The sequence below is a fragment of the Methanocorpusculum labreanum Z genome (genome assembly GCF_000015765.1).
GTDB lineage: Archaea > Halobacteriota > Methanomicrobia > Methanomicrobiales > Methanocorpusculaceae > Methanocorpusculum > Methanocorpusculum labreanum.
This window is the reverse complement of sequence record NC_008942.1, coordinates 1,615,717-1,640,646: the sequence shown is the minus strand read 5'-3', so window position 1 is coordinate 1,640,646 and position 24,930 is coordinate 1,615,717. Positions and strand designations below refer to the sequence as shown.

The 24,930-nt window shown below is 49.6% G+C and carries 31 protein-coding genes; 14 read left to right on the top strand and 17 right to left on the bottom strand.

The window, feature by feature from the left end; genetic code table 11:
• Positions 1-292 precede the first annotated feature (292 nt).
• The 11 genes from MLAB_RS08525 to MLAB_RS08480 form a co-directional block, all read right to left on the bottom strand.
• Entirely contained in the window at positions 293-835 is a 543-nt protein-coding gene (locus tag MLAB_RS08525; RefSeq protein ID WP_048062127.1) for a hypothetical protein, read from the bottom strand.
• Positions 836-1,350: 515 nt separating this feature from the next.
• Positions 1,351-1,842: a hypothetical protein gene (locus MLAB_RS08520; RefSeq protein WP_011833976.1), complete on the bottom strand. Its 492-nt coding sequence runs from the start codon at positions 1,840-1,842 to the stop codon at positions 1,351-1,353.
• 514 nt (positions 1,843-2,356) lie between these two features.
• Positions 2,357-2,794, bottom strand: a complete 438-nt coding sequence (locus MLAB_RS08515) for a GxxExxY protein (RefSeq protein ID WP_048062316.1) — start codon at positions 2,792-2,794, stop codon at positions 2,357-2,359.
• Positions 2,795-3,109: 315 nt separating this feature from the next.
• On the bottom strand, positions 3,110-3,313 hold the full coding sequence (locus tag MLAB_RS08510) for a hypothetical protein (protein WP_048062126.1): 204 nt from the start codon (positions 3,311-3,313) through the stop codon (positions 3,110-3,112).
• A gap of 31 nt (positions 3,314-3,344) precedes the next feature.
• The gene (locus MLAB_RS08505; RefSeq protein WP_011833974.1) at positions 3,345-3,830 is read right to left on the bottom strand and encodes a hypothetical protein; all 486 of its coding nucleotides are present in this window, start codon (positions 3,828-3,830) and stop codon (positions 3,345-3,347) included.
• Positions 3,817-4,083, bottom strand: a complete 267-nt coding sequence (locus MLAB_RS08500) for a hypothetical protein (RefSeq protein ID WP_011833973.1) — start codon at positions 4,081-4,083, stop codon at positions 3,817-3,819. The genes MLAB_RS08505 and MLAB_RS08500 overlap by 14 nt, the downstream gene beginning before the upstream one ends.
• On the bottom strand, positions 4,080-4,607 hold the full coding sequence (locus tag MLAB_RS08495; protein ID WP_011833972.1) for a hypothetical protein: 528 nt from the start codon (positions 4,605-4,607) through the stop codon (positions 4,080-4,082). The genes MLAB_RS08500 and MLAB_RS08495 overlap by 4 nt, the downstream gene beginning before the upstream one ends.
• Positions 4,604-4,984: a hypothetical protein gene (locus MLAB_RS08490; protein WP_011833971.1), complete on the bottom strand. Its 381-nt coding sequence runs from the start codon at positions 4,982-4,984 to the stop codon at positions 4,604-4,606. The genes MLAB_RS08495 and MLAB_RS08490 overlap by 4 nt, the downstream gene beginning before the upstream one ends.
• The gene (locus MLAB_RS08485) at positions 4,981-5,346 is read right to left on the bottom strand and encodes a hypothetical protein (RefSeq protein ID WP_011833970.1); all 366 of its coding nucleotides are present in this window, start codon (positions 5,344-5,346) and stop codon (positions 4,981-4,983) included. The genes MLAB_RS08490 and MLAB_RS08485 overlap by 4 nt, the downstream gene beginning before the upstream one ends.
• A complete protein-coding gene (locus MLAB_RS09905) occupies positions 5,339-5,497 on the bottom strand; it encodes a hypothetical protein (protein WP_187146119.1) in 159 nt (52 codons plus the stop codon). Before MLAB_RS09905 ends, MLAB_RS08485 begins: the two co-directional genes overlap by 8 nt.
• Before the next feature lie 488 nt (positions 5,498-5,985).
• The gene (locus MLAB_RS08480) at positions 5,986-6,207 is read right to left on the bottom strand and encodes a hypothetical protein (RefSeq protein WP_048062125.1); all 222 of its coding nucleotides are present in this window, start codon (positions 6,205-6,207) and stop codon (positions 5,986-5,988) included.
• A gap of 96 nt (positions 6,208-6,303) precedes the next feature.
• Between MLAB_RS08480 and MLAB_RS08475 the strand changes: the two genes are divergently transcribed.
• From MLAB_RS08475 to rhuM, 6 genes are all read left to right on the top strand, one after another.
• Entirely contained in the window at positions 6,304-6,549 is a 246-nt protein-coding gene (locus tag MLAB_RS08475) for a hypothetical protein (RefSeq protein WP_048062124.1), read from the top strand.
• A gap of 294 nt (positions 6,550-6,843) precedes the next feature.
• Positions 6,844-7,887 (top strand): helix-turn-helix domain-containing protein, encoded by a 1,044-nt coding sequence (locus MLAB_RS08470; RefSeq protein ID WP_011833968.1) that lies wholly within the window; start codon positions 6,844-6,846, stop codon positions 7,885-7,887.
• Positions 7,884-8,504, top strand: a complete 621-nt coding sequence (locus MLAB_RS08465) for an adenine deaminase (RefSeq protein WP_011833967.1) — start codon at positions 7,884-7,886, stop codon at positions 8,502-8,504. Before MLAB_RS08470 ends, MLAB_RS08465 begins: the two co-directional genes overlap by 4 nt.
• A 7-nt stretch (positions 8,505-8,511) precedes the next feature.
• A complete protein-coding gene (locus MLAB_RS08460) occupies positions 8,512-9,492 on the top strand; it encodes a hypothetical protein (protein ID WP_143702799.1) in 981 nt (326 codons plus the stop codon).
• A complete protein-coding gene (locus MLAB_RS08455) occupies positions 9,489-10,541 on the top strand; it encodes a hypothetical protein (RefSeq protein WP_048062123.1) in 1,053 nt (350 codons plus the stop codon). The genes MLAB_RS08460 and MLAB_RS08455 overlap by 4 nt, the downstream gene beginning before the upstream one ends.
• Positions 10,489-10,899 (top strand): RhuM family protein, encoded by a 411-nt coding sequence (rhuM, locus tag MLAB_RS08450; protein WP_245525966.1) that lies wholly within the window; start codon positions 10,489-10,491, stop codon positions 10,897-10,899. Before MLAB_RS08455 ends, rhuM begins: the two co-directional genes overlap by 53 nt.
• A gap of 364 nt (positions 10,900-11,263) precedes the next feature.
• Here the strand turns inward: rhuM and MLAB_RS08445 are convergent, their stop codons facing one another.
• The 4 genes from MLAB_RS08445 to MLAB_RS08430 all read right to left on the bottom strand — a co-directional run bounded on the left by MLAB_RS08445 (position 11,264) and on the right by MLAB_RS08430 (position 14,826).
• On the bottom strand, positions 11,264-11,596 hold the full coding sequence (locus tag MLAB_RS08445; protein WP_011833964.1) for a hypothetical protein: 333 nt from the start codon (positions 11,594-11,596) through the stop codon (positions 11,264-11,266).
• A 243-nt stretch (positions 11,597-11,839) separates the two neighbouring features.
• Positions 11,840-13,456 carry a CotH kinase family protein gene (locus MLAB_RS08440; RefSeq protein ID WP_011833963.1) on the bottom strand — a complete coding sequence of 539 codons (1,617 nt, stop codon included), beginning with the start codon at positions 13,454-13,456 and terminating at the stop codon, positions 11,840-11,842.
• A gap of 1 nt (position 13,457) precedes the next feature.
• Positions 13,458-14,135, bottom strand: a complete 678-nt coding sequence (locus MLAB_RS08435) for a DUF4956 domain-containing protein (RefSeq protein WP_011833962.1) — start codon at positions 14,133-14,135, stop codon at positions 13,458-13,460.
• A 4-nt stretch (positions 14,136-14,139) separates the two neighbouring features.
• Positions 14,140-14,826, bottom strand: coding sequence for a polyphosphate polymerase domain-containing protein (locus tag MLAB_RS08430; RefSeq protein WP_011833961.1), 687 nt, complete (start codon positions 14,824-14,826; stop codon positions 14,140-14,142).
• Between the two features lie 136 nt (positions 14,827-14,962).
• Between MLAB_RS08430 and MLAB_RS08425 the strand changes: the two genes are divergently transcribed.
• Complete coding sequence (locus MLAB_RS08425; protein ID WP_048062122.1) at positions 14,963-15,784, top strand: PHP-associated domain-containing protein; 822 nt, start codon at positions 14,963-14,965, stop codon at positions 15,782-15,784.
• A gap of 567 nt (positions 15,785-16,351) precedes the next feature.
• Here MLAB_RS08425 and MLAB_RS08420 read toward each other — a convergent pair.
• Positions 16,352-16,921 (bottom strand): hypothetical protein, encoded by a 570-nt coding sequence (locus MLAB_RS08420; RefSeq protein WP_011833959.1) that lies wholly within the window; start codon positions 16,919-16,921, stop codon positions 16,352-16,354.
• A gap of 48 nt (positions 16,922-16,969) precedes the next feature.
• Positions 16,970-18,460, bottom strand: coding sequence for a cardiolipin synthase (cls, locus tag MLAB_RS08415; protein WP_048062121.1), 1,491 nt, complete (start codon positions 18,458-18,460; stop codon positions 16,970-16,972).
• 112 nt (positions 18,461-18,572) lie between these two features.
• On the opposite strand from cls, the gene MLAB_RS09900 reads away from it, so the two are divergent.
• From MLAB_RS09900 to ftsZ, 7 genes are all read left to right on the top strand, one after another.
• Positions 18,573-18,716: a hypothetical protein gene (locus MLAB_RS09900; RefSeq protein WP_187146118.1), complete on the top strand. Its 144-nt coding sequence runs from the start codon at positions 18,573-18,575 to the stop codon at positions 18,714-18,716.
• A gap of 2 nt (positions 18,717-18,718) precedes the next feature.
• Positions 18,719-19,684, top strand: a complete 966-nt coding sequence (gene cofG, locus MLAB_RS08410; protein WP_011833956.1) for a 7,8-didemethyl-8-hydroxy-5-deazariboflavin synthase subunit CofG — start codon at positions 18,719-18,721, stop codon at positions 19,682-19,684.
• Between the two features lie 67 nt (positions 19,685-19,751).
• Positions 19,752-20,540, top strand: coding sequence for a heparan-alpha-glucosaminide N-acetyltransferase (locus MLAB_RS08405; protein ID WP_187146117.1), 789 nt, complete (start codon positions 19,752-19,754; stop codon positions 20,538-20,540).
• 50 nt (positions 20,541-20,590) lie between these two features.
• Positions 20,591-21,403 (top strand): heparan-alpha-glucosaminide N-acetyltransferase, encoded by an 813-nt coding sequence (locus tag MLAB_RS08400; RefSeq protein WP_011833954.1) that lies wholly within the window; start codon positions 20,591-20,593, stop codon positions 21,401-21,403.
• A 47-nt stretch (positions 21,404-21,450) separates the two neighbouring features.
• Positions 21,451-22,284, top strand: a complete 834-nt coding sequence (locus MLAB_RS08395; protein ID WP_011833953.1) for a heparan-alpha-glucosaminide N-acetyltransferase — start codon at positions 21,451-21,453, stop codon at positions 22,282-22,284.
• Between the two features lies 1 nt (position 22,285).
• Positions 22,286-23,617 carry a D-aminoacyl-tRNA deacylase gene (locus MLAB_RS08390; RefSeq protein ID WP_011833952.1) on the top strand — a complete coding sequence of 444 codons (1,332 nt, stop codon included), beginning with the start codon at positions 22,286-22,288 and terminating at the stop codon, positions 23,615-23,617.
• Positions 23,614-24,930: a cell division protein FtsZ gene (gene ftsZ / locus MLAB_RS08385; RefSeq protein WP_083755075.1), complete on the top strand. Its 1,317-nt coding sequence runs from the start codon at positions 23,614-23,616 to the stop codon at positions 24,928-24,930. The genes MLAB_RS08390 and ftsZ overlap by 4 nt, the downstream gene beginning before the upstream one ends.

Sequence of the window (24,930 nt, the reverse complement as noted above, 5' to 3'; positions counted from 1 at the left end):
AGAGCCAAAGGCTCTTGAGACGTCTCACGAGCTTAAAGCTCGTGGACTTTCCACGCTGGCGTTCCGGCCATGCGAAGCCGATAAGGCGGAGCATAGGAACGCGGCCGAGGAGTGAAGCGACGAGGACAAGAAGACAGCGTAAGGAAAATGCGATTCGTGTTTATTCGCGATTATTCGCGGTGGAATTTCTCATGTGTCCGCACTCGGTCACCCTCCATCCCGAATTGGATTGACGCTAGCACCGCGCAACTCCAATTGGAGAAAAATATGTGATATCTATAATATGGGGGTATTACGTCAATATCCCGGATTTCCAGAAAAAGTTACTGCAAGGATTTCTTTCATACTGCTGCAAAACAGAGGGGAAGATCTCAGGATATTTTGCCTTGCTTAATGGTATGCAGAACATGAATTCCGGAATCTCTTTTTTCCGAATGTCACTTCCATTTCCAATACCTATGACAATAAATACTGGAATCTGTCTTATCTGCTGAAACTCGTTATACCTGTAAATTTGTTCTGGATACGACCATTTCACACAATTATCATCAATCTTTTCAGAATAGGTAAAATCGGACCGATATTTACATTCCACGGCAAATCGTTCCCCGGTTGGATTATATCGGATAACCATATCCGGATTTTTGTTTGACTCAACATATGAGCCATTGCGTTTATTGTAGATGTCTGACGTCCATTCTTCGGTTACGAAATATCTTTTATCAAAAAGGCTCTCAACGTATATTTCAAACATATCTCCTTTCATTTTATTTTTTTCTTCCTCTGATGGTAAATAAATAGATTTTGTAGCACGTAATTTATCTAGAAAGTCCATAGTGAGCATATAAGATCCCATCAATCTTTAATTTATGGAAATGTTCTTAAAAGAAGGGGCATTTATTTGCTGGGTGTTAAATATCGGAGCGGAAAAATGCACAAATATGTGTCAACGCGTTTATTCACTCTAACTTCCATCACCACAAAAGTACCCCGCAGGCAGAGGTGAAATTATCTCTGACCTGTGAGGAAACTCGCAAATCAGAGATTTGATCGCAAGTTTCCTTCGAAAACTTGCTCAGCTATGGCCGCCCCTTTGGGGCAACCCGCCTCAGTTGAGGTCGTCCGCTTTCAGCGTCCAACCCACAGTCGCAAGTTTCCTTCGAAAACTTGCTCCGCTGAGGGCGAGCCTGTTCGCAAACCTTTGGTTTGCTCTCCGACTCGGGTCTACGACCCTCGCTTCTCGGCTCACCTCGCCCCTTCTACAAGCTTCCCAAAAAGCATGATGAGAAACCCGAGGAACACAAGGATCAGCTTCCTGAGCCGGCGGGAGATCTGCATCTCCGCCTCCCGTTAGTTCAGGGCCGGCTTGGTGTCTGCCCAGGCGTCAACTGCTGCAAGGGTGGCGTCGTCGGCATAGCCGGAGACGGTCATCGAATCGCGGTTCAGGCTGATCTGGAAGGTGTCGGTCCCAAGCTTCGCGGAAATGCGGACGTTCCACGTTGCTTCGGTACCGATCTCGGTGGTCTCTGCGGTACCGCCGTTCCCGAATGCGGTCTTGAGATCCGCACTGCCGGTGAGGGCGGTGATTGCCGCGGCATACTCGGCCCGGGTATATGCCGTGACCTGAACCTTGCCGTTCATTTCGCTGGTGTTCGGGTCGAAGTAGCCGACATAGGTCTTGTAGATCTCCTTCCCGAGTTCGACTTCGGCAAGGCCGAGGGGATTTTCCACGCCGGTAATTTCTGCGACGATCGCATCATACGCGGCGGCGTTCGTAAACTCTGCGGTGAAGATCCGCTTTGCGGACTTCGAGATTGCTGTCTGAATGAAATCTGCTGTCATGGTGGAGGTGATCCGCTGAGACCGCCCACGGCGGTCGAAGCGAGGAGCAAACCGGAGGTTTGCGACCCGTCGAGGTCACCGAAGGCATCTGATGATCGTCAAACCATCCGGCAGGGTCCAAAGAAATATGGAACCTGCGACCGGGTTAGTCGAGTCATCGACTCTCAACGATTAGACACATGCAAAACGCACGTGGTTTTTTCTGTCCTATTTGGAGGAGATCGTTGATCGGAATTCACGTGCCGTTTCACACATGCTATAGGATTATAGGGGGTAAAAGAAGATATAACGCGGGGGAAATGTCTTGATTTCTCTGTATTTTTTTGGAATTTACTTCGATTTCGTGTATGGTAAGACGCGGAAGCATGATATCATTTAACCGCGAATCTCCGCGAATTAACGCGAATCGCATTTTTCTTGCGCCTGCGTGCTCTGCTCCGGCTGATCGCCTGCGCAGGAATCGCACGCCGTCTGGAAAAATGCTATCGGAAAAACCCGCGTGCGGGTTTTTCTTTCACTCTATTGGAATATTTGCATTATTCAGATATCGTTCATCGGAATATACGACCCGCTGCCACTCGAGTTTTCGCCGTTTTCCAAAATTGATGAGAATTCCAAGTTTGATTCCGGTTGCTTTCAGATAATTGATGAGCTGTGCCTCATCCTCTTTAACCAACTCTGTCTCAGTTTTCAGTTCAAGGATGATCTTATCATAACAGACCACATCTGCCTGATAGTAACTCGGCAGTTTCACGCCTTTATAAAAAATATTCAGATGTTTCTTGTGTTCAAAGGGAATTCCCTGTAATTCCAGTTCAACTTCCAGAGCATCATGATATACGGCTTCCAGAAACCCGCGTCCCAGAATATTATAGACGGTCATAGCGCAGCCGATTATTTTGTGAACTTCATCAGGATAGAGAATCTCCGGTTTTTCCACAATAAGATCCATGATCCTTTTTTTCTTCATTCTAAATTATATATGATTTACCCCAAAAAGAAAAACCCGCACGCGGGTTTTTCCGATAGCATTTTTCAAGTGAGGGTGCGATTCCTGCGCAGGCGATCAGCCGGAGCAGAGCATCCGAACGTAAGGAAAATGCGATTCGCGAGGATTCGCGGAGATTCGCGGTGGGTTTTATCTCATGTATCAATACCCAGCCTTACACGAAACCAAAGCACGCTCGCAAACCTGCGGTTCGCTCTCCGCTTCGCTTCGCTCGCAAATCAAAGATTGCTCAGCTAAAAAAAAGAAAAAATAGGGATTCTACTCCCCTCCCCTATTGATAAACCGCGGCATCACCCCCCGCTGCCCCTTCGCCGCAAGCCCGTGCCGCTTCAAAGCTGTCTCCACGCACTGCCGTGAACACCCCGCCCTAATCGACAGCTCCCGGACACTCAGCCCTGCATCCACCAGTTCCTTCAGCTTCGTTCGATCCAGCAGTTCGGGAAAATCATACCAGTGCTTCATCGGTTCGTTCCTCCCTCGTCGGCAGTATCCTTCACGACTTCACCTCGATCACATACTTCTCCGAGATCAGCTTATCCGAAACATACCGCGAATACTCCGGTTCCGGCAGCCGTGCCTCAAGCTCCTTCACATTCACCTCCTCATACTTCGTGATCCGATCCTTGATCAGCTTCTTCGTCGCATCATAGATGAACCTCTTCGACAGAAGCTTCGACGCATTCGCGGCGGAAACAAACGCCAGCTCCGCAAACAGATCCGGCATCTCCTCGCGAAGCAGCGGCACATTCACCATCTTACTCCGCCGCTCCTCCACCCGGAGAACAAACTCCGTAGACTCGAGACCGCCTGCTTTGATCTCCTCGACCGTCTCCGAAAACCGGGTCGCATAGAAACCCGCGAGTTCCTCCAGGACCTTCGTCATCTCCTGGCAGAAAAACGCATCCGCATACTCCTCCTCCGGGCAGGGAAACGCCGTCTCCAGAATCTCCCGGATCCCGTCAGCATCACAGATAGTCATACGTATCCTCCATCTGCTCAGCCATCCGCTCGTGAATCGTCCTTCGCATATCCAGATAGGCGAAGAACTGGATATCATCGTCCGGCGAATCGATCCGCATCGTCGGCGACCCGCAGACCGGGCAGTTCTGAACCGCCTGTTTCAGATCGCGTGTATCCTCGACCCAGACCTTTTCCGTAACCGAGTTCAGGCAGACCGGGCAGGAGAATTTGATCCTTCGCAGGTATTCTGTCCCGGGTTCACTCCCACTCACAGACCCACCTCCGCATAGCTCCGCCGGGAAACGATCCGGTGAATCGTGCTCCTGGCCACACCAAAATCCACCGCAAGGATCCGCGGGGGTTCGCCCTTTGCGTATCGTCGTCGGATCTCTCCAACCTGCTCGTCCGTGAATATCCGCAGTTTTCGCCCCGACTGCGGGTGGTTGTTGTCCCAGCACGGAATCAGCCGGAGGTTTGCGAGCCGGCAGTCATCGATGTTCCCGTTGATGTGGTCAATATGGAGGTTCAGATCGACCGGAAGATCGTCCATCGTTCTGCAGGTCCCGCCGATGTAGACGGCCCGGTGTTTCGTGATGTCCACCATGAACCCCTTATACTTGGCCCGAATCGAACGATACCCGTTGTTCTTACGGGAAAAGCTCAGGGGCTTTCCTGTATTTCGCGAGATGATCTCGCCGTTTTCCCCGTCGACTCTCCAGGTCCCGGCAAGGACCCGCGAGAGGATCACCCGGTCGGCGAGCCGGAGACCCAGGCAGGGTTTATGTTCCTGGGTCATGGTGCCTCCGGGATGTTTTTGAGGAACCGGATCGTCACCCGGAGGGATTCTCCGTCCAGCGAAGAAACGGCGACGCCCTTTGCAGCGAGGATCGAGAGAATCGTCTGGGCGATGTCGTAGTGTGCGTCGTTTAAGATCGCGCTGAAAACGGTGCGTTCTACCGGGTCGAAATGTTCGAGATGGGAATAAAGGCCCGGGGTGGCGGCATACGAGAACCCGGTGACGATGTGGATCTCCGGCCCGGTGGATTTTTGTGTTTTCGGGTCGAATCTGTTGTTGCCTGTTCCCTGATTCTGTTTCGCGACGGTCATCGGGCAGGCATGTTTTTCGCGAATGGTTTCGCTACTTGTGGTTTGTTTCTTTCTGTTCTGTCTCATTGTGTAATTCCTGTGATTTTTGCAAGGTTTGGATGGTCTTTGTTCAGCTGGGCGATGACTTCCGGGTAGAGAGCCGGGTATTTTCTGCAGAGTTCAGCCGTCCGATTGAGGAGTGCTGCTTTCATGTTTTCCCTGCCTCCAAGGAGGTCGGAGAATTCGCGTTCGTTTTCGATGTCGCCGAAGTAGATTTCGTAAATGAAGCGGGTCGTTTCCTCGGGGTTTTCACGGATCTTCGGCGTTTGGATAACGCTTTGTTCCATGAATCCGACGATCATGGGCGAGGCGTCTTTGCCGAACTGTTCTTTGTACTGGTAGAGAAGGCCGGCTTTTGCTTCGGGGATGTAGACTTTGTAGTCAGGCATCAGGTTCTCCGTGGTCGTTTAGGTGTTTTCTCATGAGACCGAGGATCATTTTCGATGTGTGCGGTCTTGGATACTTTCTGGAGAAGGCTTCGAAGGTTTTTCTGTCGACTTCTCCGACATAGAGCGAGAATATCTGTGCTATCTTGATCACGTCCTTTGGTGATTGGTGCGTAAGCCGGATGACTTACAAGAAAAGATGGGTTCTGCAGATATTTAATATTAATTATTTGCATCAAATTGTATGTAAATTTATATATTTTAAGATGCTGTGCACGTATGCAGATGTGTAGATGGATATGTATATGTGTTGAAAAAAGACTAGGGGAGGAAAAGTCCGTCCGTAAGTAAGTAAATACGGGAAGAAAAAACTCCTCATCAATCACTTATTTTTTATCCATATATTATACTATTTTTAGTACAGACGAGAGAGAGAGAGAGAGAGAGAGAGAGAGCGTATTTATCTATGCAGATAGATGCACAGATGAGTACATAACCATCTATCTGTCTGTTTACGTCCGGACGTAGTTTTGTCTGAGGTATCATTTTTTTGATCCGCATAGATGGATAGATAGATGGATAGAAAAATAGAGCCGAGCGGATGAATACTTTGCAATCCGAATAAAAGAGGTTGAATGTTGGTCAGGTTTTGTCCCGTCCTTTTTCCAGGATCTCTTTGATGCATCCAAGAATAAGTGGTGAAAACAGGGTCTGGATGCTGGGATCCCTGTAGTCTATCTGGGCCAAAATGCCTTGCTGTGCTTCGGGGTACTGCCTGTGGCTCCCCTCTGCCAGATGCTGCCGGTAAGTAGTGTGGTTATTCTGATTCAGATAGGTATTTGCCCCGCCGAGTTTTGGTTCCATTGGGGTTACAAGAGTAATTATGTCATGAGGATATTTAATTGCTGTTGTTTTGTATTGGTATTATATACTCATGCGTATATAAGTTTACATACAGACATGGTCGCAGTGAAAAGTAAGAAGCCTTTGCTGAGCACACGGGTGAGCTGGGAGGTTTATGACCGCGTGGTTGCTTTGACGAAGGGAGAGAAGCCGCAGTTTGAGTCGATCAGTGATTATCTGACGGCGACGATTCTGACGGATCTTGCCAGAAGAGATATGGGGATCGATGCGGAGAAGGCGAAGATGCTTGCAATGCTGCAGGATCCGGAGATCCAAAAGGAGCTGTGCAGAAGGTTGGGGTGATTTTTTGTTCGCAGCCCACGCGAGCATGATCAGCAGATTCTGGATGAAATGAACGGGGCTCTGGTTGGATACGTGCCCTCTCCAGATGTTTTTCAGCAACCCGTTCTTATTTCTGAAACGTAGTTATTTACTGTGTTTGCTTACTTTTTTGTGATTATTATCTTGATTTACAGTTATTATTTGCCGGTTTTTTTCATCACAAATAGATTTATATAGTGAAGGTGCGTATGATTACATTAGGTTACAAATTTATTAAAAAATAGATTTCAGTAAACCGTGATTTGGTGATACGTTATGTTTGGTGAAAGGTTGAAACAAGCAAGAAAACTTTCCGGGCTGACCCAAGAAGAGCTCGGTGAACTGGTTTCGGTAGAAAAAATGACCATTTCCAAATATGAGGCTGGGAAAATCAGTCCATCGTCCAGTACGCTGATTTCACTGAGCCGCGCTCTCCATGTCGATATTGATTATTTCTTTCGCGAGACTTCGGTTGTTTTGGCATCGACGCCTCAGTTCAGGCTTGCGAATCCTAAGGAAAAACTGCCGAAGAAGGAAGAAAAACAGATCATTGCACGGACCCAGGAGCTTCTGGAAAAATATCTGGAGATCATGTCAATCATGGATATTCCTGATGAGATGGTGGATTATTCTGATCTCAAATGGGATGTAAAGGATTTTCATGAGGATATTGAAGCCCTCGCTTTCGAGGTTCGGAAAAAGTGGAACCTCGGTCTGGATCCGATCGACAATCTGATGTCTACTGCGGAGGATAACGGGTTTAAGATCATGCTTGTGGATGGGCCGGATAATTTTGAAGCTGTGACTTTTCCACATGAGAGTATAGGTACCGTGATCGTATTGAGGAAAAATGCTCCAAAGGAACGTCAGCGGTTTTCTCTGGCACATGAACTCGGGCATTATTTTGTGAATCGCGGATGGTGTGATGCCGAGATGGCGGCAAACAGGTTTGCTGCTGCTTTGCTGGCTCCAATGCAGATGCTGGTGAAGGATACTGGGGTGCATCGAACGGATTTCACAAAAGAGGAGCTGCTTTTGCTTCGGGAGAAGTATGGGATGAGCGTTTTCGCTCTTCTGGTCCGGATGGAGTCGCTCAAGATCATAGATGAGAAGACGAAGAAGAAACTCATGAAGGCTGACAAGGAGAAGAGATGGAGTGTTCGTTCCAACGGTGAGGCATATTTGCATACGGAGGAGCCGAAACGCGTGGAACTTCTGGTTCGCCGGGCTGTTTCCGAGGGAATCATTTCGGCAAGTAAGGGGCGTGAGCTTCTTGGAGAGAAGATCTCCTTTACGAGTCTGTCCGGGGAGGTTGCATGAGTCTGTTTAACCAGGTTTTGCTTGATATGAACGGGCTCACATACTTTTTGGATCTTTCGATCCAAGAGGAGTTTTTCGGGAATGTGGGAGAGTCCTTTACGCTTGATTTGATTAAGGAGACGGAAATGAAGCGACCGTCATGGGAGGAAATGGCCGGTTACGGTCTGCAGACGATGAGTTTATCTGGGACGCAGATGTCGGATGCGGCATCCCTGATGAGAAAACGAAGAGGTCTCAGTATATATGATGCTGGGTTGCTGATCCTCTGCAGGGATACTGGCATCCCCCTTATTACTGAGGATAAGAAGATGATTTCGGAGATGGAACGAGAGGGCTGGCAGCGTATTCCGCTTCCTGATGTTGTCGGTATGATGATGCAGGAGGGTATTATTTCTCACAAGAGGGCATGCCGCATTTTTGATCAGCTTGGTTCGACATTTTTGAAGAAACGGTATGACTGCAAAAAATATTTGGAAAAGTATTCTGAGACGTCATCGGAGGATGCGGTTTTGGAGGAGAGTCCTTTGTATGCTGAGGGTTTTGGGGTAGTTTCTGAGGTTGAGGAGATCGTTGTTATGGTTTCTCCTGAGAGCAGGTCGGATTATTCTGGGGTGTGAAATGGGAATGAGTGAAGAGAGCGGGAATGCTGGTAAGAGAATCAAGTCCAATTGGATGATCGGCGTGCTGATCCTTCTGTTTGGCGTGATTGGATTTTTCTTGGGACTTGGCGCGAGCGGGATTGTCGATGCCGAAGGGTTTTGGGAGTGGGCAAATATGTATTCCGGTGTTCTTTCGTTTTTTGCCTCGGTGATTTTAGTTGGCGTGACAATTAGCTATGTAATATTTACTCACTCTATGGCAAAGGCTTCGGAGAAATCATTAGAACAGGCTGAAGAACAGACGAAGTTATTATCAAAGCAGATTCAACTGGACAAACAACCCTTAGTTATTCCCTCAATTCTTTCAACAAATATAGTAAGAAATCTTGAGCTCTCAAAGTTGTTGACTGGACACCTGCAGGTTCGTTGTAAATGTGTTAATATATCGAACGAACCGGCACTATCTGTATTTTTATTTGGTTATATTGAGATCCCAAAAACAGATGGTGACGAAACCGTGATAATGAAATCAAGTTCATATCGTGATTCATTTTCTTATCTTTTGAAAGACGGTCAAATTGATTTGTGTCTTGAGTTTACTGTAAAACGATCTTCGCCTTTATGTAAGAGACTTGGAATAGGGTTTGACGAGTCGGGGAATATTATGGGGGCAAAAATTCGTTGTAGCACACCGCATCCAAAGATAGTAGTAACAACCTATTACCGGAATCTTGCTGGACAGTGGTTTAAAGCCTCAGTTCTAAATGAAATATGCGGGTTTACTGAGATTATTGATAAAGACGGCGTATCAAAATGCAAGATAATAACCGAAAATGGAGTGGAAAGATGCGAAGTATTTTGTCATGTGCCTTGGACTAGTGCTCCTTATATTTTTAAGGATGTAACCCTGGATGACTTTAAAAATGATTTGAAAATTCATTCAGATGAGAGTTTGTATAACAAGTTGGAGAGTGCTGATGAATGTGAGGAGATGAGTAAAGAATGAATGCAGATTTTGATACCACTATCCGGCAAATTAGAGCTCATATTATGAGGACGGAAACCTATAATCTCATTTATCAAAAGAAAGAAAACTGGAACATGCTCTGTGTTTCTCTGGATACTTTGCAGGATACTGAGGAGATGATACAGTATTTCCGAGAAAGCGAGTTTCCAGAGGATATGAGAGGAAAGTTTCTCGCCATCTATGGGCTATTACAAGCATTATTTGTTCAGCAGGATGCTTTAGTGAATGCCAACGCCGCATTGGAATTGCCAAAAATAACAATACATACCGATTTTCCAGATATGCATGCAATTCGCGAGATAAGAAATGATGTGGCGGGACATCCTACTAAAAGAGACCAGGGTAAGAAAAAACCCGAGGATTACACGTATTTTCAACTTGCACGTCATGGTTTGTCTAAATCCTCTTTTAAGTATGCAGCATGGAACAATGAAATAAATGGGGAAATGATGGATGTTGATATTATGAAGAATCTGGATAAACAACACGAAGAGGTAATAAAAGGCCTGAATACTATTTCAACGGAATTGGATGTCAGATTTAAAAAATATATTGACGCACATCGTGATCGAAAAATGACTGATATTTTTGCAAAATACGGATATGTCAGAGAAAAGTTACTCTATGAACCCCTGGAAGGATCACGTCCTGTCTGGAATGCAAGTCTCGCTGCTGTTAAAGAGATTATTGCAGCGTATAAGTCTGAATTAGTTCAGAGATATGGATCTTGGGAAAATGTTGAAAATAGCAGTTATATCCTCTGGGAGATTGATGAACTCTATGCAATTCTTTCCACAAGAGAAGCAGATTTTCCAGAAGATATTCAGTGTAGGCTGATGAGATGTGCTGCAGAATCACTTTGCTGGAGATTGGACACGCTTAAGGAATACAGCATTGAAACAGACAAATACTTTGAGACCTATGATGATCTGTTTACCTCTCCTGATGCTGCGGGCAAATGCGGATCTACCGCATATGGGGCTTTCGACGTGGAAGGAGAGTCCAAACGGGAAGATTCGTCAGGCTGATGTTTTGACGGCGAAAAATTATCTTTCGAGCGAGGAGCTTACGACGATGAATTCGCTGGTGAATCAGTTTCTGGAGTATGCGGAGCAGCAGGCACGTTCCAGGAAGGTTATGACGATGCATGACTGGGAGGTGAAGCTGGAGGCGATTCTTCGACTGAATGATATGAGTATTCTTGCTAATGCCGGGAGAGTTTCGATGGAGCGGGCAAAGAGTAAGGCTTCGCGGGAGTTCGAGGTGTTCGAGGCACGGGAGCTGGAGCGGGAAAATACAGAGGATGAGGATGAACTGGAAGAGGTACTAAATACGCTGTTGAATCTCCCGAAATCCGATTCCAGCGAAGATCACGAGTGTAAGTAAAATGGATAATTTTTTAAATAACATTCCAACAGTCCGGTTTAACCGGATAGTTCGAAGTGCGATGTTTGGCATGAAGGCAGGTTTGTGAACAAGTAAGGGCCGTAGACCCGAGTCGGAGAGCAAACCGAAGGTTTGTGAACGAGTCGGCGACCTTAGCGGAGGCGGGCTGCCCCGAAGGCTCGCCCTCAGCGGAGGCGGGGACCTTTAGGTCCCTTAGTCGAGCAAGGCTTTGCCTTGCGAGCAAATCTTTGATTTGCGATTGCGGGTTGAAGGCGTTTGGGATCGGGCGTTAGCCAGGCTAGACCAACGTACGATCAGCAGAGATAAAAAGAAAAGGGGCTCCTTCCCCGTTTCCTGTCTGGAGTTACAGACCCTGCCCATCGGCAGCGACCGCAGCAAAGCCGCGGGCAATAATACGGGCGAGGCAGGCATCCCACTCAATATTGAGTGCTTTGCGCTGTTCATCAATAATATCCATCTGTTTTTGCGTGATACAGATTTCCATGGCCGGTATTTCGTCCAGTGGTTGATCGGGATATATCTCGGAATTTCCATACCCTTTTGGAAATGCCTCTTCTGCTCCCTCAATATGAGCTACTTGGTTTTCATTGAAAACGTAGGTTATTCCTGAAAAATACAGAACATCTTTCTCGAGAATGGTGAAATCAACATCTAATTCATTGTCTTTTTCTGACATATATACAACATCATCATATACCAATATAAATCCCGAACCGCGCGGTGCGATAGTGCCTCCGATTTTAGCGGAACCGCGGTGATCAGTGAGTGGATGTGGGTGTTTTACGATACAAAAATAGTCGGGTTAGGGTGACATCTTCTTTTTTCTGGGATATTCGCCGCGTCATCTCACCAGGCATCGTCTGATTCCCGAAATCCTGATTGCCCATAGGGGCCACCCCGCCCAGTCGTAAGTTCTCGCTTACACTCGACCTTGCTCCACTGAGGGTGTCCCCATAGGGAACGCCCCGCCGCCTCCACTCATGGATCCCATCGCTGAAAGATTGAGATCCGATGCATCCACCAAAAGATCGGGATTCGCGGTCTGTTCCTCCTCGGTCGACGGAATCGTATCATTCAGCTGACCGAGAATACTCTCTGCCCTCAGATCGCCGTACTCCACAAGCGTGGTGATCCCGGTCTTATACTCATCATACGTATAGAACGCCGTCGGATCGGATTCCACGTAATCACCTATCAGTGCATCGATCGCCGCGATCCGCTCATCGAACGAATCCCCGTAGAACTCGGTCGCGATCTTTTCCAGATACGCGTGATAGAGCTCCTTATACTCCTCGTTTTCCAGCAGAACGCCGATCAGCGGCCGTTCATCAAGAGAAACACCGCTTGCGACCGGCGTATCGATCGGGAAATTCACCGCCTCGCTCGCATCACTGATTCCGTAGGCAGCAAATGCCAGATTGAAATCCCACGGCAGGATCGAAATCTGACCATCCTCCTCGTACAGATAGTAATTGTGCTTCATCGAACTCACGTAACTATCCAGATTCACCAGAGCCGTATTCGCCGCAAAGTATCTCAGCACCTCGTCAACATCGACGTAGGTCTCCAGATAGGTGCCTTCATTCAGATTCCTGATCGCTGTAATCACGCGTTTTTCATCCGACTTCTTCGCATCAGTAACCGCATTATCGAAGATCTGATCATAACTGTCGATATCGTCATCGATATAGACAAGATCCGCACCTCCGCCGCTGCCGCTCATCCCTCCTTCCATTCCTCCGCCTCCCATAGTAGGCATCGTCATGTTTTGATCGTCAGTCTTGGTGAAATTCATTATCCCGGTTCGGTTCTGGAAATCCATCTGGTTCATATCGTCCGGGAAACCCGTGAGATTCCCGGCATCGGGCATCTGGAAACCGGTCCGCTCGTCTCCCTCGCCGCCGCCCATATTGCCCATTTCGCCCGAAATCGAATCCGGCTTATAGAGTTCGCCGTAATCCGCTCCGTACACTCTGTCAAGGAAATCTTCTTCGGGCGCCTCCACCATCAGATACAGACCGAAATATTCGCCGTTGATATAGACCGCCGCATACGAATACAGCGGCGTATCGACGCCGATGTAATCCATCATCTCGTACGAGAGATATTCTTTCATGTAGGTCGCATCCTGATAGATATTGTTCAAAACGAACTCATCCAGCCCGTCGAAACTCTGCCCGCTCACATACTTATCGGCCTTGAGTTTGAAACTATATCTGTCCGAATCGCTGCTTGCAACCGACGACAGACTTGTCAGCCCCTTCGTCCTTATCGCGACCGAATCGTATGTCTCGCCGTTTACCGTGATATCGCAGAGATGGAACTCCTCCTCAAGAGGATTTTCCAGCATATCCGCCCAGTTTTCATCGCTGATCGTGATGTTGACCGTCGTGATCCCGTCTTTATCGAAAAGGGTGCTCTCATAGAGAGTATCCTTTGCCGTTATCCCGAGAGCCGTCGGATTAAACATAAGCATGCAGGTGAATAACACCGCACCAACGATCAGAAAAATAGTGATGGTGTTGATATATTTCATCTTACGTCATATATTCGCCGTTGTAGCTGACTAAAACGGCATTCGAGACGCCGGTAAGTTCCGAGATCTTGTTCACGAAACCGCTCTCCTGATCCGGAAGGCGGACCTCGATCGTGAGTTCCAGGCCGGTCTTAGTGACGGTTTTTGATTTCAGGAGGGACTTTTTCACGGTTCTCTTGAGAAGGGCGGTCACGCCTGCTTCCGCATTTTCATCCTCGCAGTCCACGATCAGGATGTAGGGTTTGTCCGTCGGCTTCTTTGCCGAGAAGATGTAGAGAACAACACCGATGAACACCGACCCGAAGATCGCAAGCGGGATGAGTCCGGCACCAAGAACGATACCTGCCGAGATCGCCCAGAACAGGTAGGCTATATCCATTGGATCTTTCACCGCCGATCTGAATCTCACGATTGAGAGAGCACCGACCATACCAAGAGACAGGATGACGTTCGATCCGATCGCGAGAATGATCATCGTCGTCACAAGCGACATGGCAACAAGCGAAATCCCGAATCCGGACGAATACATCACGCCGGTGAACGTTTTCTTGTAGATATAGAGGATAAACAACCCGAGCACAAACGCGAGCACCATCGCGATGAGCATGTCCGTTAAGGAGAACTCGGTCACCGTCGACAGAAAGTCCGAGGATAATATATCGTCAAAGGTCAGTGCCATTTACTCACCCAAAGACCCGTGCAACTGCATATTTCGAGAAGGCAGTGACCCTTCTGTTTTGTACCTGTACCATACTTCTGATAATTGTGGGGAGATAATTGTCATATTTTACTTCCATTATGATGATTTGTTCTTCATTTGTTCTGATCATGGGGATATTGGCGTTTAATAAATCAACTGCGTTCACGCCGGTCGAGATCTTGGTGTCGAAGGTCACCCGCACATTTCCGGGGCGGTAGACAAACGGTTCTCTCATGTAGTCGACGAGCGTTTTCGGGCGGAGAAGTTCATACTTCATCTTTGCATACAGTTCGAGAATGAGGCCGTTTTTCGATTCACGCATCCATTCCGTATCGCCTGCTATGAGTTTTTCGCACTCTTCTTTCGTGATGGGTGCGGAAATTTTGTTCGTGAGATTGTTTATTTTGGTCTTTTTTTCTAAGCGGATGAATGAGGTATCGTTGTTGTAATACCTGATCCGAAACTTTTCCCGTTCATTTACTCCGTAGAGTTTTTCAAGGAGCGCTTTGTCGTCCGGTGTTTCAAAATACAGACTCCGGATTCTGTATGACCCTTTGGAATCGGCGTGTTCGTCAGGTCCGGCAATGGTCGACAGACGGTTTTTGATGATCAAATAGTCTGCCGTATTCAGGTAGTATTTTAATTCGTGCCTGAATTTTCGTGGATTCATTTTTTCTGTCACCTCGTTTATACTCAGTTTGATGTAAAACATTATTAACATATTGGTTTGTTTATATTACATAATGTCAAACCATTGCCGCAGCCAATTACTTTTTGACCTCCGCGCTCCAATATACTGAAAACAGATGCAGACTAATGTTTTGTATGCCCCGTTCGTAAAGGACGATGAGAATAAAGGGTTCGATATGCATGTTCATTCGACCGCGTCGGACGGGAGGACACAACCAAAAACACTTGCCAAATATCTCAATAAAAACGATATTTCAGCCGCAATAACGGATCATAATGTGATTTTCGGGGTGAAGGAGGCGCTTGATTATTCGGAGAACGTTATTCCGGGGATCGAGGTCTCGGCTCTGGAGGGCCCGCACGTTCTGGTGTATTTCGAGACGTACCGGGATCTTGCTTCCTACTACGCCGCTTCGATCCAGGATCACCGGGGGAAGTGTCCGCATATGGCGGTGGATATTTCCACGGAGAAGGTCATCGCCGACGCGAAAAATGCGGGCGGGTTCGTGATCGCGGCCCATCCTTACGGATACGGGATGAGCGTGAGGGGGGTTATGAAAGGGATCGATGTGGGCGTTATCGAGTCCTCGGTCGCAGGAGAGCTTGACGGTCTTGAAGTGATCTGCAGCGGGATGTCGGTTCGGCAGAATATGCGGGCCGAGAGGTATGCGCAGAAGAACACTACGTGCATGACGGGCGGTTCGGATGCCCACGTTCTCTGGGAAGTGGGACGGGCCGTGACCGTCGGCTATGCCAATCAGACGCCGCTTGAGTTTCTGGAGGATGTGAGATGCAGGAAAACGGGTGTGTGCGGGGTATCCCGCTCTTCGGGGCAGAATATTCTGATGGGTGCGTGTATGACGCCGGGATATATTCCGTATGTGGCGCCGGCGATGAGGATCCATGCCCGGCAGAGCTGGATGCGGATGAGAGCTTAAGTCCTGGTAAAGAGGGGGTCACGTGGTGTTGTGGTCTCGGTCAAGATAAACGGACGTAATGCTGATATGCACTTCGATTTCGTGTACGGCATTCGTTTTGACACAAGAAAAAAACCAACCGCGAATCGGCGCGAATCCGCCCTTCGGGCGAAGCTAATCGGATTTGCTGATCCTCACTTTCGCAATCCAGCTTCGTTGTCTTGCTCATCCCTCATCGGGACCGTTCGGGCAAATCCTGTCGGCGCCCCAGCGCCTCAGTTGAGAGAGATGTTCAGATAATCGTTTTTGGGAAGAGGGGGTGGAAGAAGTTCTTATTGGGAGCCGCTGGGGCGGCGACAGGATTTGCCCGAACGTTCCCGATGAAGGGACGAGCCGTCGTATCGATCAGATACGACGAGCGAGAGTGAGGATAAGCAAATCCGATTCTGGGAGCAAGCCGAAGGCTTGCGGGATTCGCGCCGATTCGCGGTTGTTTTATCTCATCTATCCGCACCCAACAAGCTCCTTCCCGAATTGGATTGAGAACACGCCGCCGAAGTCCCGTCTTAAAAAAAGAAATGTGGAAGATCAGTAGTTTATTCTGATGAATCCGAGCGGCTCCTCTTTTACTTCGTAGGCAAGTTTTGCGTCGCCCTGCGGAATGATATAGGCGAGCCAGCCTTCGGCAGTTGCGTATTTGAGGATGTTGGTGGTGGGGAAATCCGTATATCCCGAGGGCAGGACGGCAGGTACGGCAGGATAACCGATACCGTTCACATAGATCTCGTAATGATACGGGGAAACCAGCTTGGCTGTGCTTTCCCCGCCGTCAAAGGTCTCCGCGATTTTCAGCATGACGGCATACTGACCGGGAGCCGGCGTCGGATTCGCCGAGGATCCTTTTGCCAGCACATCTTCGGCTTCACTGCTGAACTTTCTCTGCGAAATGCCTATCGTGATCGTGTTTCCCGTATCGGTAATGGTCAGTTCCTGACCCTGCATGACTTCCACCGGTGTTGGAACGGGGGTTGGGGTCGTCGTGGTTGGGACCGGGGTCACGGGTGTCGGGGTATCCGAAGGAGATGAGATACACCCTGCTGACAGGGTCACGGCCATCAGGACAATGAGTGTACCAAGAACATACCAGATTTTTTTCATACATTCTCTACTGGAGCTCTTCGCTATAAATAGATTATTGAAAAAAGGTCAGAGGATCGGTGAGAACAGCCGGGAAATACCCTCTTTGATCCGCACGTATACCGACCGCTGATTGTACTCTTCAAGCGTGATCTCCGTACAGTTCGTCTCCAGTTCCGCGAGGAAGAGCTCGTTCATCTTTTTCCCGAACTCGAGATCATAGACGAACGCGTTCGTTTCGAAGTTCAGCTTGAAACTCCTGATATCCCAGTTGGCCGTACCAATCGTTGTCCCTATCCCGTCGAAAACGCCGGCTTTACTGTGGATAAATCCATCATTGTAGGTATATCCCCGCACGCCTGCCGCAAGCAGATCCCCGAGATAGGCATGGTTTGCCCAGTAAACGAACGGATGGTCCGGTTTGCAGGGGATCACGATCCTCACATCCACCCCGGAACGTGCCGCAAGAATGAGTTCGGTCAGCATCGGGTCATCCGGAATAAAGTACGGGGTATGGATATAGATCGACTCCTTTGCATGCCCGATCAGACTCAGATAGCCCGAATAGATCGCTTTTTCTGCTGAATCCGGCCCGGATGACGCGATCTGGATATAGGAATGCCCGGCAACGTCCCGAAATCCCTCCTCCGGATAATACGGCGTATCCCGGTCTTCAACAGAGATCTGGGCATCCTTTGCCGCGTAGTTCCAGTCCATGATGAACCGGGTCTGCAGGGCAATAACGGCTTTTCCGTGGAGACGCAGATGCGTGTCCCGCCAGTATCCCATCGGTCCTTTCCCGAGATACTCGTCCCCGATATTGAATCCGCCGATAAACCCGATTGTTCCGTCGACCACCAGAATTTTCCGGTGGTTCCTGAAATGCAGCCGGGTATTGAGAAAGGAAACCTTGAGCGGAAAAAAGATCCGCACATCCCCTCCCGCCTTTTTCAGCGGAGTAAAAAAATCTTTTTTCACCGAAAACGTCCCGGCGGCATCGAAGATCGCTCTGACTTCGACGCCTTGTGCCGCTTTTTCTGCAAGAAGTTCGATGATCTGATTTCCAAGTTCATCGTCCCTGATGATGAAATACTCCAGATGGATGTGATGTTTTGCCCCTCGAATCGCCTCTTTGAAGGCTTCGAACTTCATCTCCCCGTCGGTGTAGAGCGTGATCTCGTTATTTCTCGTTAAGACCGCGTTGTCGAGACTGAGAAGGAGGGCGATCGTGCTGTCGAACCGCGAAATGTTCGGGGCGAGTTCCAGTGCATTCTCCGTGATCTTGTGGAACTGTTCCTCAGCCTGGGCTGCCAGCATCAGATCGGCCTGGGTCTTTTTGCTGAAGATATGGGAACCATACAGGTGTCTGCCGAAGAACAGATACATTACCAACCCGAAAAACGGCAGGAATATCATTACCATGACCCAGGTCAGTGCCGCCTGAGGACTGCGTCTTTCCAGAAAAATGACGACAATGCATGCTGCGATATCCATCAGCACAACTATCACCTGGAAAAACCACATAAGCTCGCCGAAGATCACAGACAGCAGATCAATCATAGGATACATGAATATGCTTTCAAAGGATGATAAAAGTTGATGTATCTACACCTCGTATGATACTGATATTGTGGTATCCTACAGAATGCTTTTCGAGTACTGGGGTAGGGGTTTGTTAGTAGCCGCCGTCATTTCTGCGATCGCGGGACTGCTGGTTGGATTTGGGTATGTTCTCTATCTGATCGCCGGCATCTGCCTGATCGTTTCGCTTTTGTGTCTTGTTATCGGACGCCGTGTTTTCAAAGAAGGGGCGTGATCATGCCGGTCATTACGTTTTCCCGCAACGTGTTTCTTCCGCTGACCAACGTCTGTGCAAATACCTGCGGATACTGCTCGTTCAAATCCCCGGTGGCCGAAGGCTGCGTGATGCCAAAGGAGGAGGTTGTCTCCACGCTCGAACGCGGGGCGGCGTTTTCCTGCACCGAGGCCCTTTTCACGTTCGGCGAACGTCCCGAACGCGAAGCAGGTTTCACCGCATACATTAACCGGATGGGGTATCCCGATATTCTTTCCTACTGTAAAGACATGAGCAGATACGCAATCTCGCTTGGGATTTTGCCGCACACGAATGCCGGCATCCTCACCTATGAGGAGCTGGAGGATCTCCGGCCCGTGAACGCGAGCATGGGTCTGATGCTTGAAACGACCGCCGAGATCCCTGCCCATGCCCACAGTCCGGGAAAAGATCCGTCAGTCAGGATAGAAATGATGGAAAATGCGGGAAAACTCAAGATCCCGTTCACCACCGGACTGCTGCTTGGGATCGGCGAAACCCGGGACGACCGTATCGAGTCGCTCGAAGTCATCCGCGATCTGCATAAAAAATTCGGGCACATCCAGGAAGTGATCGTCCAGAACTTCTGCCCGAAAGAAGGTACCGACATGGCGTCGTTTCAGGGAGCTTCGACCGAGGTGATCGCGGATACCCTCCGGCTTTCTAAAGAGATCCTGCCCGCTGATGTGTCGATCCAGATCCCGCCGAATCTTGCCGATGCTTCCCTCCTTCTTGATCTCGGCGTGACCGATCTTGGCGGAGTGTCGCCGGTTACGATCGATTACATCAATCCGGAACATCCCTGGCCGGCTCTGGATGCATTGAAGGACATTGCCCGCGGATACGAGGTACGGGAACGTCTGTGCATTTATGAGAAATACTGCACCCCGGCGTGGGTGGCTCCGGAGTTGTTCGGACTCGTGAGCGAACTCGCGAAGAAGGTGTACTGATGACTGCTTGTGGGTGTGTCGTAACAATACTGAACATCTTTACCTCGCCGGCCCAATACTAATGTACATGGATGACGTCTGTCCCGCCCCGGTGAAGGAACGGTACTGGGAAATCGATGCGATACGCGGTTTTTCGCTTCTGGCGATGATTGCATTCCACACCGTCTTTCTCCTGGGCGTTTTCCACATCATCAATGTGGATGTCTGGCTTGGACTTGGGGTCTATCTGCCGCTTGGGACAAGCGTTTTCGTTATAATATCCGGGACCTCCCTGATCCTTCGCCACGGCCGGATGCTCGATAAACCGCGCCGGGCCTATTATATGGCTATACTGAAACGCGGGATAGAGATCATGCTGATCGGGCTTGGGGTCTCCGTTATTGCGTCCCTTTTGATTCTGGTGTTCATCAACGACGGAAGATATGTGTACTTCAACTTCCTGCAGATGATGGGTCTCTCCATGATCCTGTGCATCCCGTTTTTACGATTCGGGAAATGGAGCCTGATCCCTGCGGTATCGTTCATCCTGCTCGGTCTCTTTCTCGAAACGATCAAAGGACCCGCCTTGCTGATGGTTTTCGGGATCCTGCCGCCGGATTTCTATCCGCGTGACTTCTTCCCCGTTTTTCCCTGGGTCGGCGTTATGCTGCTTGGCGTTTTCCTCGGCTCTCTTCTGTATCCAAACGGGATCCGCAGGTTCAATCTCCCCTCGGCGGGTAAGATCGGCCAGAGTCTTGCACTTATCGGCAGGTATCCTCTCGAGATATATCTGGCCCATATCCCGGTGATTGGGTCCGTCATTCTCGTGATCGTCGTAGTTTCCGGGATGCTCGGTTGTCCCATCGGGCATCTCTGACTTTTTCTAAGGAACTTACTTATCTGCTTAACACCTACATGCCTGAAACAATGAGCGACGAACAGAGCATATCTCCGGGATCTCCCCCTTTAGTAAAGAGCGGAAGGTATTGGGAGATCGACGCCGTTCGCGGCCTTGCTCTGTTTGGGATGCTGTATTTTCATTTTCTCGCCTGTCTCGTGATGTTTCACATTCTTCAGGAGACCCGCGAGTTTCTGTATTATTACAGTCCAATCGTGATCGTCTCGGCAGCCTTCGTTTTCATTGCCGGCGTTGCGATCGTTCTTCGCTATAACCGGATGCTTGGAAGGCCTCTGGATGCATACTATCGCGATATCGCAGTCAAAGCCCTGGTTCTGTTTTTTATCGCCATGTGTATCACGGCGCTGACGTGGCTTGCTTCCGTGGTTATCTTTCACGATGACGTGTTTGTCAAGTTCGGCTTTCTTCATATGCTGAGCATATCGATGCTGATCGCGATTCCTTTGATCAGGTTTGGCAAATGGAACATTCTTTTCGGCCTGCTGATCATCCTTGTTGGGATTTTCATCATTCCGTTCATCCATGATCCCGGCTGGCTCTATCCGCTCGGCATTCACGGGGCCGACTTTATGGATCATACGCCGGATTATTTCCCGCTCTTTCCATGGAGCGGATTCATCCTGTTAGGCATCGGCCTTGGCAATATCTTCTATCCGAAAGGCGTCAGGGCGTTTTCTATGTGGCAGCCGAAAATCCCCGGGAAATTCTTTGCCAGACTCGGCCACGGCAGAACAACGCTGATCGTCTACCTCGTCCATATGCCGATTTTCTTTGTAATGCTGTGGATTTTGAGCGTGACGACCGGCATCGGGTATGTTTAGTCGTCCAGAAATTACTTAGATATACAAAAACCAATATGAAGGGAACAATGGGTGGTGAAGTACGGGAATATGATGATTCGATCCTTACCGAGTCTGGAGACTCGCAGAGTTCCAAGAGCGGAAGATACTGGGAAATAGATGCTATCCGCGGGATCGCAATCCTTGGCATGCTGTTTTACCATCTCCTCGCCTGTCTTGTTTTGTTCCATATAATCGTCGAGGATCCGAACTTCCTTTCCTATTATAATACGTATATGTTCGGGTCGGGAGTCTTCGTTCTTCTTGCGGGTATCGCGATGATCCTTCGTCATGAACGGATGCGGGGAAGAACGACAAAGGAATACTACCTGGCTCTGGTCATCAAGGCGATGTTTCTTCTGGCTCTCGGTTTCTGTATTACCATCGGCAGCTGGATCGGGGCTTCGCTTTTTCTCGGCAGCGAGGCATTTATCAAGTTCGGTTTTCTGCATATGCTTGGTGTATCCATGCTTTTGGCGATCCCTCTCCTTAGATACGGGAGATGGAACATCATCCTTGGTCTGATTATCATCGCGATCGGGGCGTTTATCTTCCCGTACATCAATGATCCGTCCTGGCTGTATCCTTTGGGCATCCATGCCGAGGATTTCATGCAGTATACGCAGGATTATTTCCCGCTGTTCCCCTGGTTTGGCGTGCTTCTTTTAGGGGTCGGTCTTGGAACCGTTTTCTATCCAAACGGCAGGCGCAGTTTTACCATCCGGGAACCTGGAAAAATCGGGGAGGCTTTTGCGAAACTCGGGAACGGGGCCGTTACGCTTTTCATCTATCTCGTCCACATCCCGGTGATATTCGTCATTCTCTGGATCTTCTCTTCCCTGACGGGAATTGGGTATTTGTGATATGATTATTGATATACTGAACTCCGACTCGGACCCGGCCGGGCGAAATATCCGGGCAGCTATCGACGAACTTTTGAAAAATCCGCCGGAGGGGGGTTTCCCTCTTTTCGACGGGAACGAGGTGACGTTTCACACTGTTTCAGGCCGGATCATCCATGCGGAAAAATCCGCGGTGAACCCTGATGCGGATCTGATCATTGTTGTTTCGCGTCATTCAAGTGTGAATCCGGTTCCTGTTCTGACGGTCCATCCGGCAGGGAACTTCGGTATCGCGGGGCTTGGCGGCAACGACCGGGAACTGGGTCTGACGAGTCCTGCCTGGATGAAGTCGATTCTGCAGAACCACGCCGAGTTCGTTCCGGAAGGGTACCGGGTCTCGTACGAGATCACGCATCACGGGCCGACGGATTTTCCGGTCCCGTTCTTTTTTGTCGAGGTGGGGAGTACGGAAAAAGAGTGGAACGATCCCGCAGCCTGTATTGCGGCGGCAAAAAGCGTTCTGTATGCCCGCCCTTCGCCGGAGATTGTCCCTCTGATCGGGTTTGGCGGTACGCATTATGCGGTCCGGCAGACGGCGATCGGTCTCGAGACGAAGGGAGCATTTGGGCATATGATGCATACCCGGGATGTCGGTTCGGTTTCCAAAGAGATGGTGTCCCAGATGATCGCAAAATCGTGCGGGGTGTTTGCCGCGCATATCGACCGGAAAGCTCTGTCAAAGCAGGAGATCTCCCATATCGAAGGGATACTTGCTGAAGTCGGGCTGGAGGAGATCACCGAAGGCGATCTGCGGAAAATGAACGCGATGTCTTTTTCGACCTGGGTCGCCTATCGCGATCTGGCCGCTTTGCAGGCTCCCGGTCTGAAAATATTCCCGCACGGCAGAATCTTTGACGGAGACCCGGCCGTGGTCGAACTTCCGTCTGATCTGTTTTCCGCAGCATTTCTCGGCTATGAGGAGATTTTCCTTGCTGAGCTGGACAAAATGGGAAATATTTTTCACACGACCGGAAAAGGCGGCAGACTTATGCCGACTTTGCTGACTTCTGCAAAAAACAGGCAGAAGGTATCAGGTGATTTAATAGTCTTATCCGTTCAACAAATAACACGTACACAGGATAGTTTGGTGGAAGGTGATCAAATCACGATAGCCCGCCGGCAGTTCGACCCCGTGCTCGCGCGCACGCTCGGGGTCCCGTCAGGTCCGTTATACGGGCAGCTTGTTGCCGGAAAACCCGTGACTCTTCCCGACGGCAGAATGATCACGCCGGATATGGTCACGAAAGTGGTCAGGACATCCATCAAAATACCGGGATTGGAGAATTACTCATGAGATCAATTGTAGAAGAAGCATTATCACGCAAACGGTTCGAAGACGTTGCACGCGACGACACGCCGGTTTCCGCAATTTACGACGCAGAAACCGAAGCTGAACTCGGTGCAAAAACCTACTCAGTCCGTCCGCAGACACCCGAACCGGTTCAGGCAGCAGCCCCGGTTCAGGCTCCCGCCGTGAAGAAAGAGCAGCCGAAACCCGAGGTTGACTACTCGAGTCAGTACAGTTTTTCCGCTGCCAAGACGACACCGACGGACGAGGATGACGAATTCGACGAGATCCTTGATGCTCTCCGGACAAAAATCACCGTAATCGGCTGCGGAGGCGGAGGATCCAACACCGTCGCCCGTGTCTATGAGGAAGGAGTCGAGGGTGCGGACATTTACGCACTGAACACCGATGCCCAGCACCTCTCGATGCTGAGAGGAAGAGTCGGCCGCCGTATCCTTATCGGCCGCCAGACGACCAAAGGTCTCGGCGCCGGTGCAATTCCCCAGCGCGGCGAAGAGGCTGCCATTGAAAGCGAGGATGTTATCCGCCAGGCACTTGCCGGCAGCAACATGGTGTTTGTGACCGCCGGTCTCGGCGGAGGAACCGGTACCGGTTCTGCCCCGGTCGTTGCCAAAGTCGCAAAAGAGATCGGCGCTTTGACGATCGCGATCGTTACTCTGCCGTTTACCAGTGAAAGTGCGACCAGAATGGAAAACGCCGAGATCGGTCTCGAGCGTCTCCGGGAAGTTGCCGATACGGTTATCGTGATCCCCAATGACCGCATCTTAGAAGTCGTCCCGCGCCTTCCGCTTGCCCAGGCATTCAAGGTCTCGGATGAGGTTTTGATGCGTGCTGTCAAAGGAATTACCGAACTGATCACGCTCCCGGGTCTCGTGAACCTCGACTTTGCCGATGTCCGGACCGTTATGGAACAGGGCGGTATTGCCATGATCGGTGTCGGCGATTCCGACAGCGAGGACAAAGCAACCGACTCGATCAAGAAAGCTCTGCGTTCTCCGCTTCTGGATGTCGACATCACCGGCGCGACCGCTGCTCTCATCAACGTTATCGGCGGACCCGATATGACGATGGTCGAGGCCGAAGGTGTTGTCCAGGAAGTTTATCAGAGAATCGATCCATCTGCGCGTATTATATGGGGTGTCCAGGTCGACCCGAAGATGGAGGGCCGTATGCGGACCATGCTTATCGTCACGGGTGTCCAGTCACCACAGATTTATGGTAAGCAGGAACAAATATCTAGGGCATCACAATCAAGTCAGGTCCAGCGCTCAAAGTTTGAGATTGACTTCCTGAGGTGA

Bases quoted from the DNA above. Each gene is read 5' to 3' on its own strand.
- MLAB_RS08490 (WP_011833971.1), bottom strand. From the start codon at position 4,984: ATGAGACAGAACAGAAAGAAACAAACCACAAGTAGCGAAACCATTCGC.
- MLAB_RS08420 (WP_011833959.1), bottom strand. From the start codon at position 16,921: ATGAAAAAAATCTGGTATGTTCTTGGTACACTCATTGTCCTGATGGCC.
- MLAB_RS08390 (WP_011833952.1), top strand. From the start codon at position 22,286: ATGATTATTGATATACTGAACTCCGACTCGGACCCGGCCGGGCGAAAT.
- MLAB_RS08515 (WP_048062316.1), bottom strand. From the start codon at position 2,794: ATGGATCTTATTGTGGAAAAACCGGAGATTCTCTATCCTGATGAAGTT.
- MLAB_RS08505 (WP_011833974.1), bottom strand. From the start codon at position 3,830: ATGACTATCTGTGATGCTGACGGGATCCGGGAGATTCTGGAGACGGCG.
- cls (WP_048062121.1), bottom strand. From the start codon at position 18,460: ATGATTGATCTGCTGTCTGTGATCTTCGGCGAGCTTATGTGGTTTTTC.
- MLAB_RS08400 (WP_011833954.1), top strand. From the start codon at position 20,591: ATGAGCGACGAACAGAGCATATCTCCGGGATCTCCCCCTTTAGTAAAG.
- ftsZ (WP_083755075.1), top strand. From the start codon at position 23,614: ATGAGATCAATTGTAGAAGAAGCATTATCACGCAAACGGTTCGAAGAC.
- MLAB_RS08435 (WP_011833962.1), bottom strand. From the start codon at position 14,135: ATGGCACTGACCTTTGACGATATATTATCCTCGGACTTTCTGTCGACG.
- MLAB_RS08520 (WP_011833976.1), bottom strand. From the start codon at position 1,842: ATGACAGCAGATTTCATTCAGACAGCAATCTCGAAGTCCGCAAAGCGG.
- MLAB_RS08470 (WP_011833968.1), top strand. From the start codon at position 6,844: ATGTTTGGTGAAAGGTTGAAACAAGCAAGAAAACTTTCCGGGCTGACC.
- MLAB_RS08395 (WP_011833953.1), top strand. From the start codon at position 21,451: ATGGGTGGTGAAGTACGGGAATATGATGATTCGATCCTTACCGAGTCT.
- MLAB_RS08465 (WP_011833967.1), top strand. From the start codon at position 7,884: ATGAGTCTGTTTAACCAGGTTTTGCTTGATATGAACGGGCTCACATAC.
- MLAB_RS08480 (WP_048062125.1), bottom strand. From the start codon at position 6,207: ATGGAACCAAAACTCGGCGGGGCAAATACCTATCTGAATCAGAATAAC.
- MLAB_RS08405 (WP_187146117.1), top strand. From the start codon at position 19,752: ATGGATGACGTCTGTCCCGCCCCGGTGAAGGAACGGTACTGGGAAATC.
- MLAB_RS08495 (WP_011833972.1), bottom strand. From the start codon at position 4,607: ATGACCCAGGAACATAAACCCTGCCTGGGTCTCCGGCTCGCCGACCGG.
- MLAB_RS08485 (WP_011833970.1), bottom strand. From the start codon at position 5,346: ATGCCTGACTACAAAGTCTACATCCCCGAAGCAAAAGCCGGCCTTCTC.
- MLAB_RS08425 (WP_048062122.1), top strand. From the start codon at position 14,963: ATGCAGACTAATGTTTTGTATGCCCCGTTCGTAAAGGACGATGAGAAT.
- MLAB_RS08445 (WP_011833964.1), bottom strand. From the start codon at position 11,596: ATGTCAGAAAAAGACAATGAATTAGATGTTGATTTCACCATTCTCGAG.
- rhuM (WP_245525966.1), top strand. From the start codon at position 10,489: ATGGGGCTTTCGACGTGGAAGGAGAGTCCAAACGGGAAGATTCGTCAG.
- MLAB_RS08440 (WP_011833963.1), bottom strand. From the start codon at position 13,456: ATGAAATATATCAACACCATCACTATTTTTCTGATCGTTGGTGCGGTG.
- MLAB_RS08475 (WP_048062124.1), top strand. From the start codon at position 6,304: ATGGTCGCAGTGAAAAGTAAGAAGCCTTTGCTGAGCACACGGGTGAGC.
- MLAB_RS08460 (WP_143702799.1), top strand. From the start codon at position 8,512: ATGAGTGAAGAGAGCGGGAATGCTGGTAAGAGAATCAAGTCCAATTGG.
- MLAB_RS08430 (WP_011833961.1), bottom strand. From the start codon at position 14,826: ATGAATCCACGAAAATTCAGGCACGAATTAAAATACTACCTGAATACG.
- MLAB_RS08510 (WP_048062126.1), bottom strand. From the start codon at position 3,313: ATGAAGCACTGGTATGATTTTCCCGAACTGCTGGATCGAACGAAGCTG.
- cofG (WP_011833956.1), top strand. From the start codon at position 18,719: ATGCCGGTCATTACGTTTTCCCGCAACGTGTTTCTTCCGCTGACCAAC.
- MLAB_RS08525 (WP_048062127.1), bottom strand. From the start codon at position 835: ATGGACTTTCTAGATAAATTACGTGCTACAAAATCTATTTATTTACCA.
- MLAB_RS08455 (WP_048062123.1), top strand. From the start codon at position 9,489: ATGAATGCAGATTTTGATACCACTATCCGGCAAATTAGAGCTCATATT.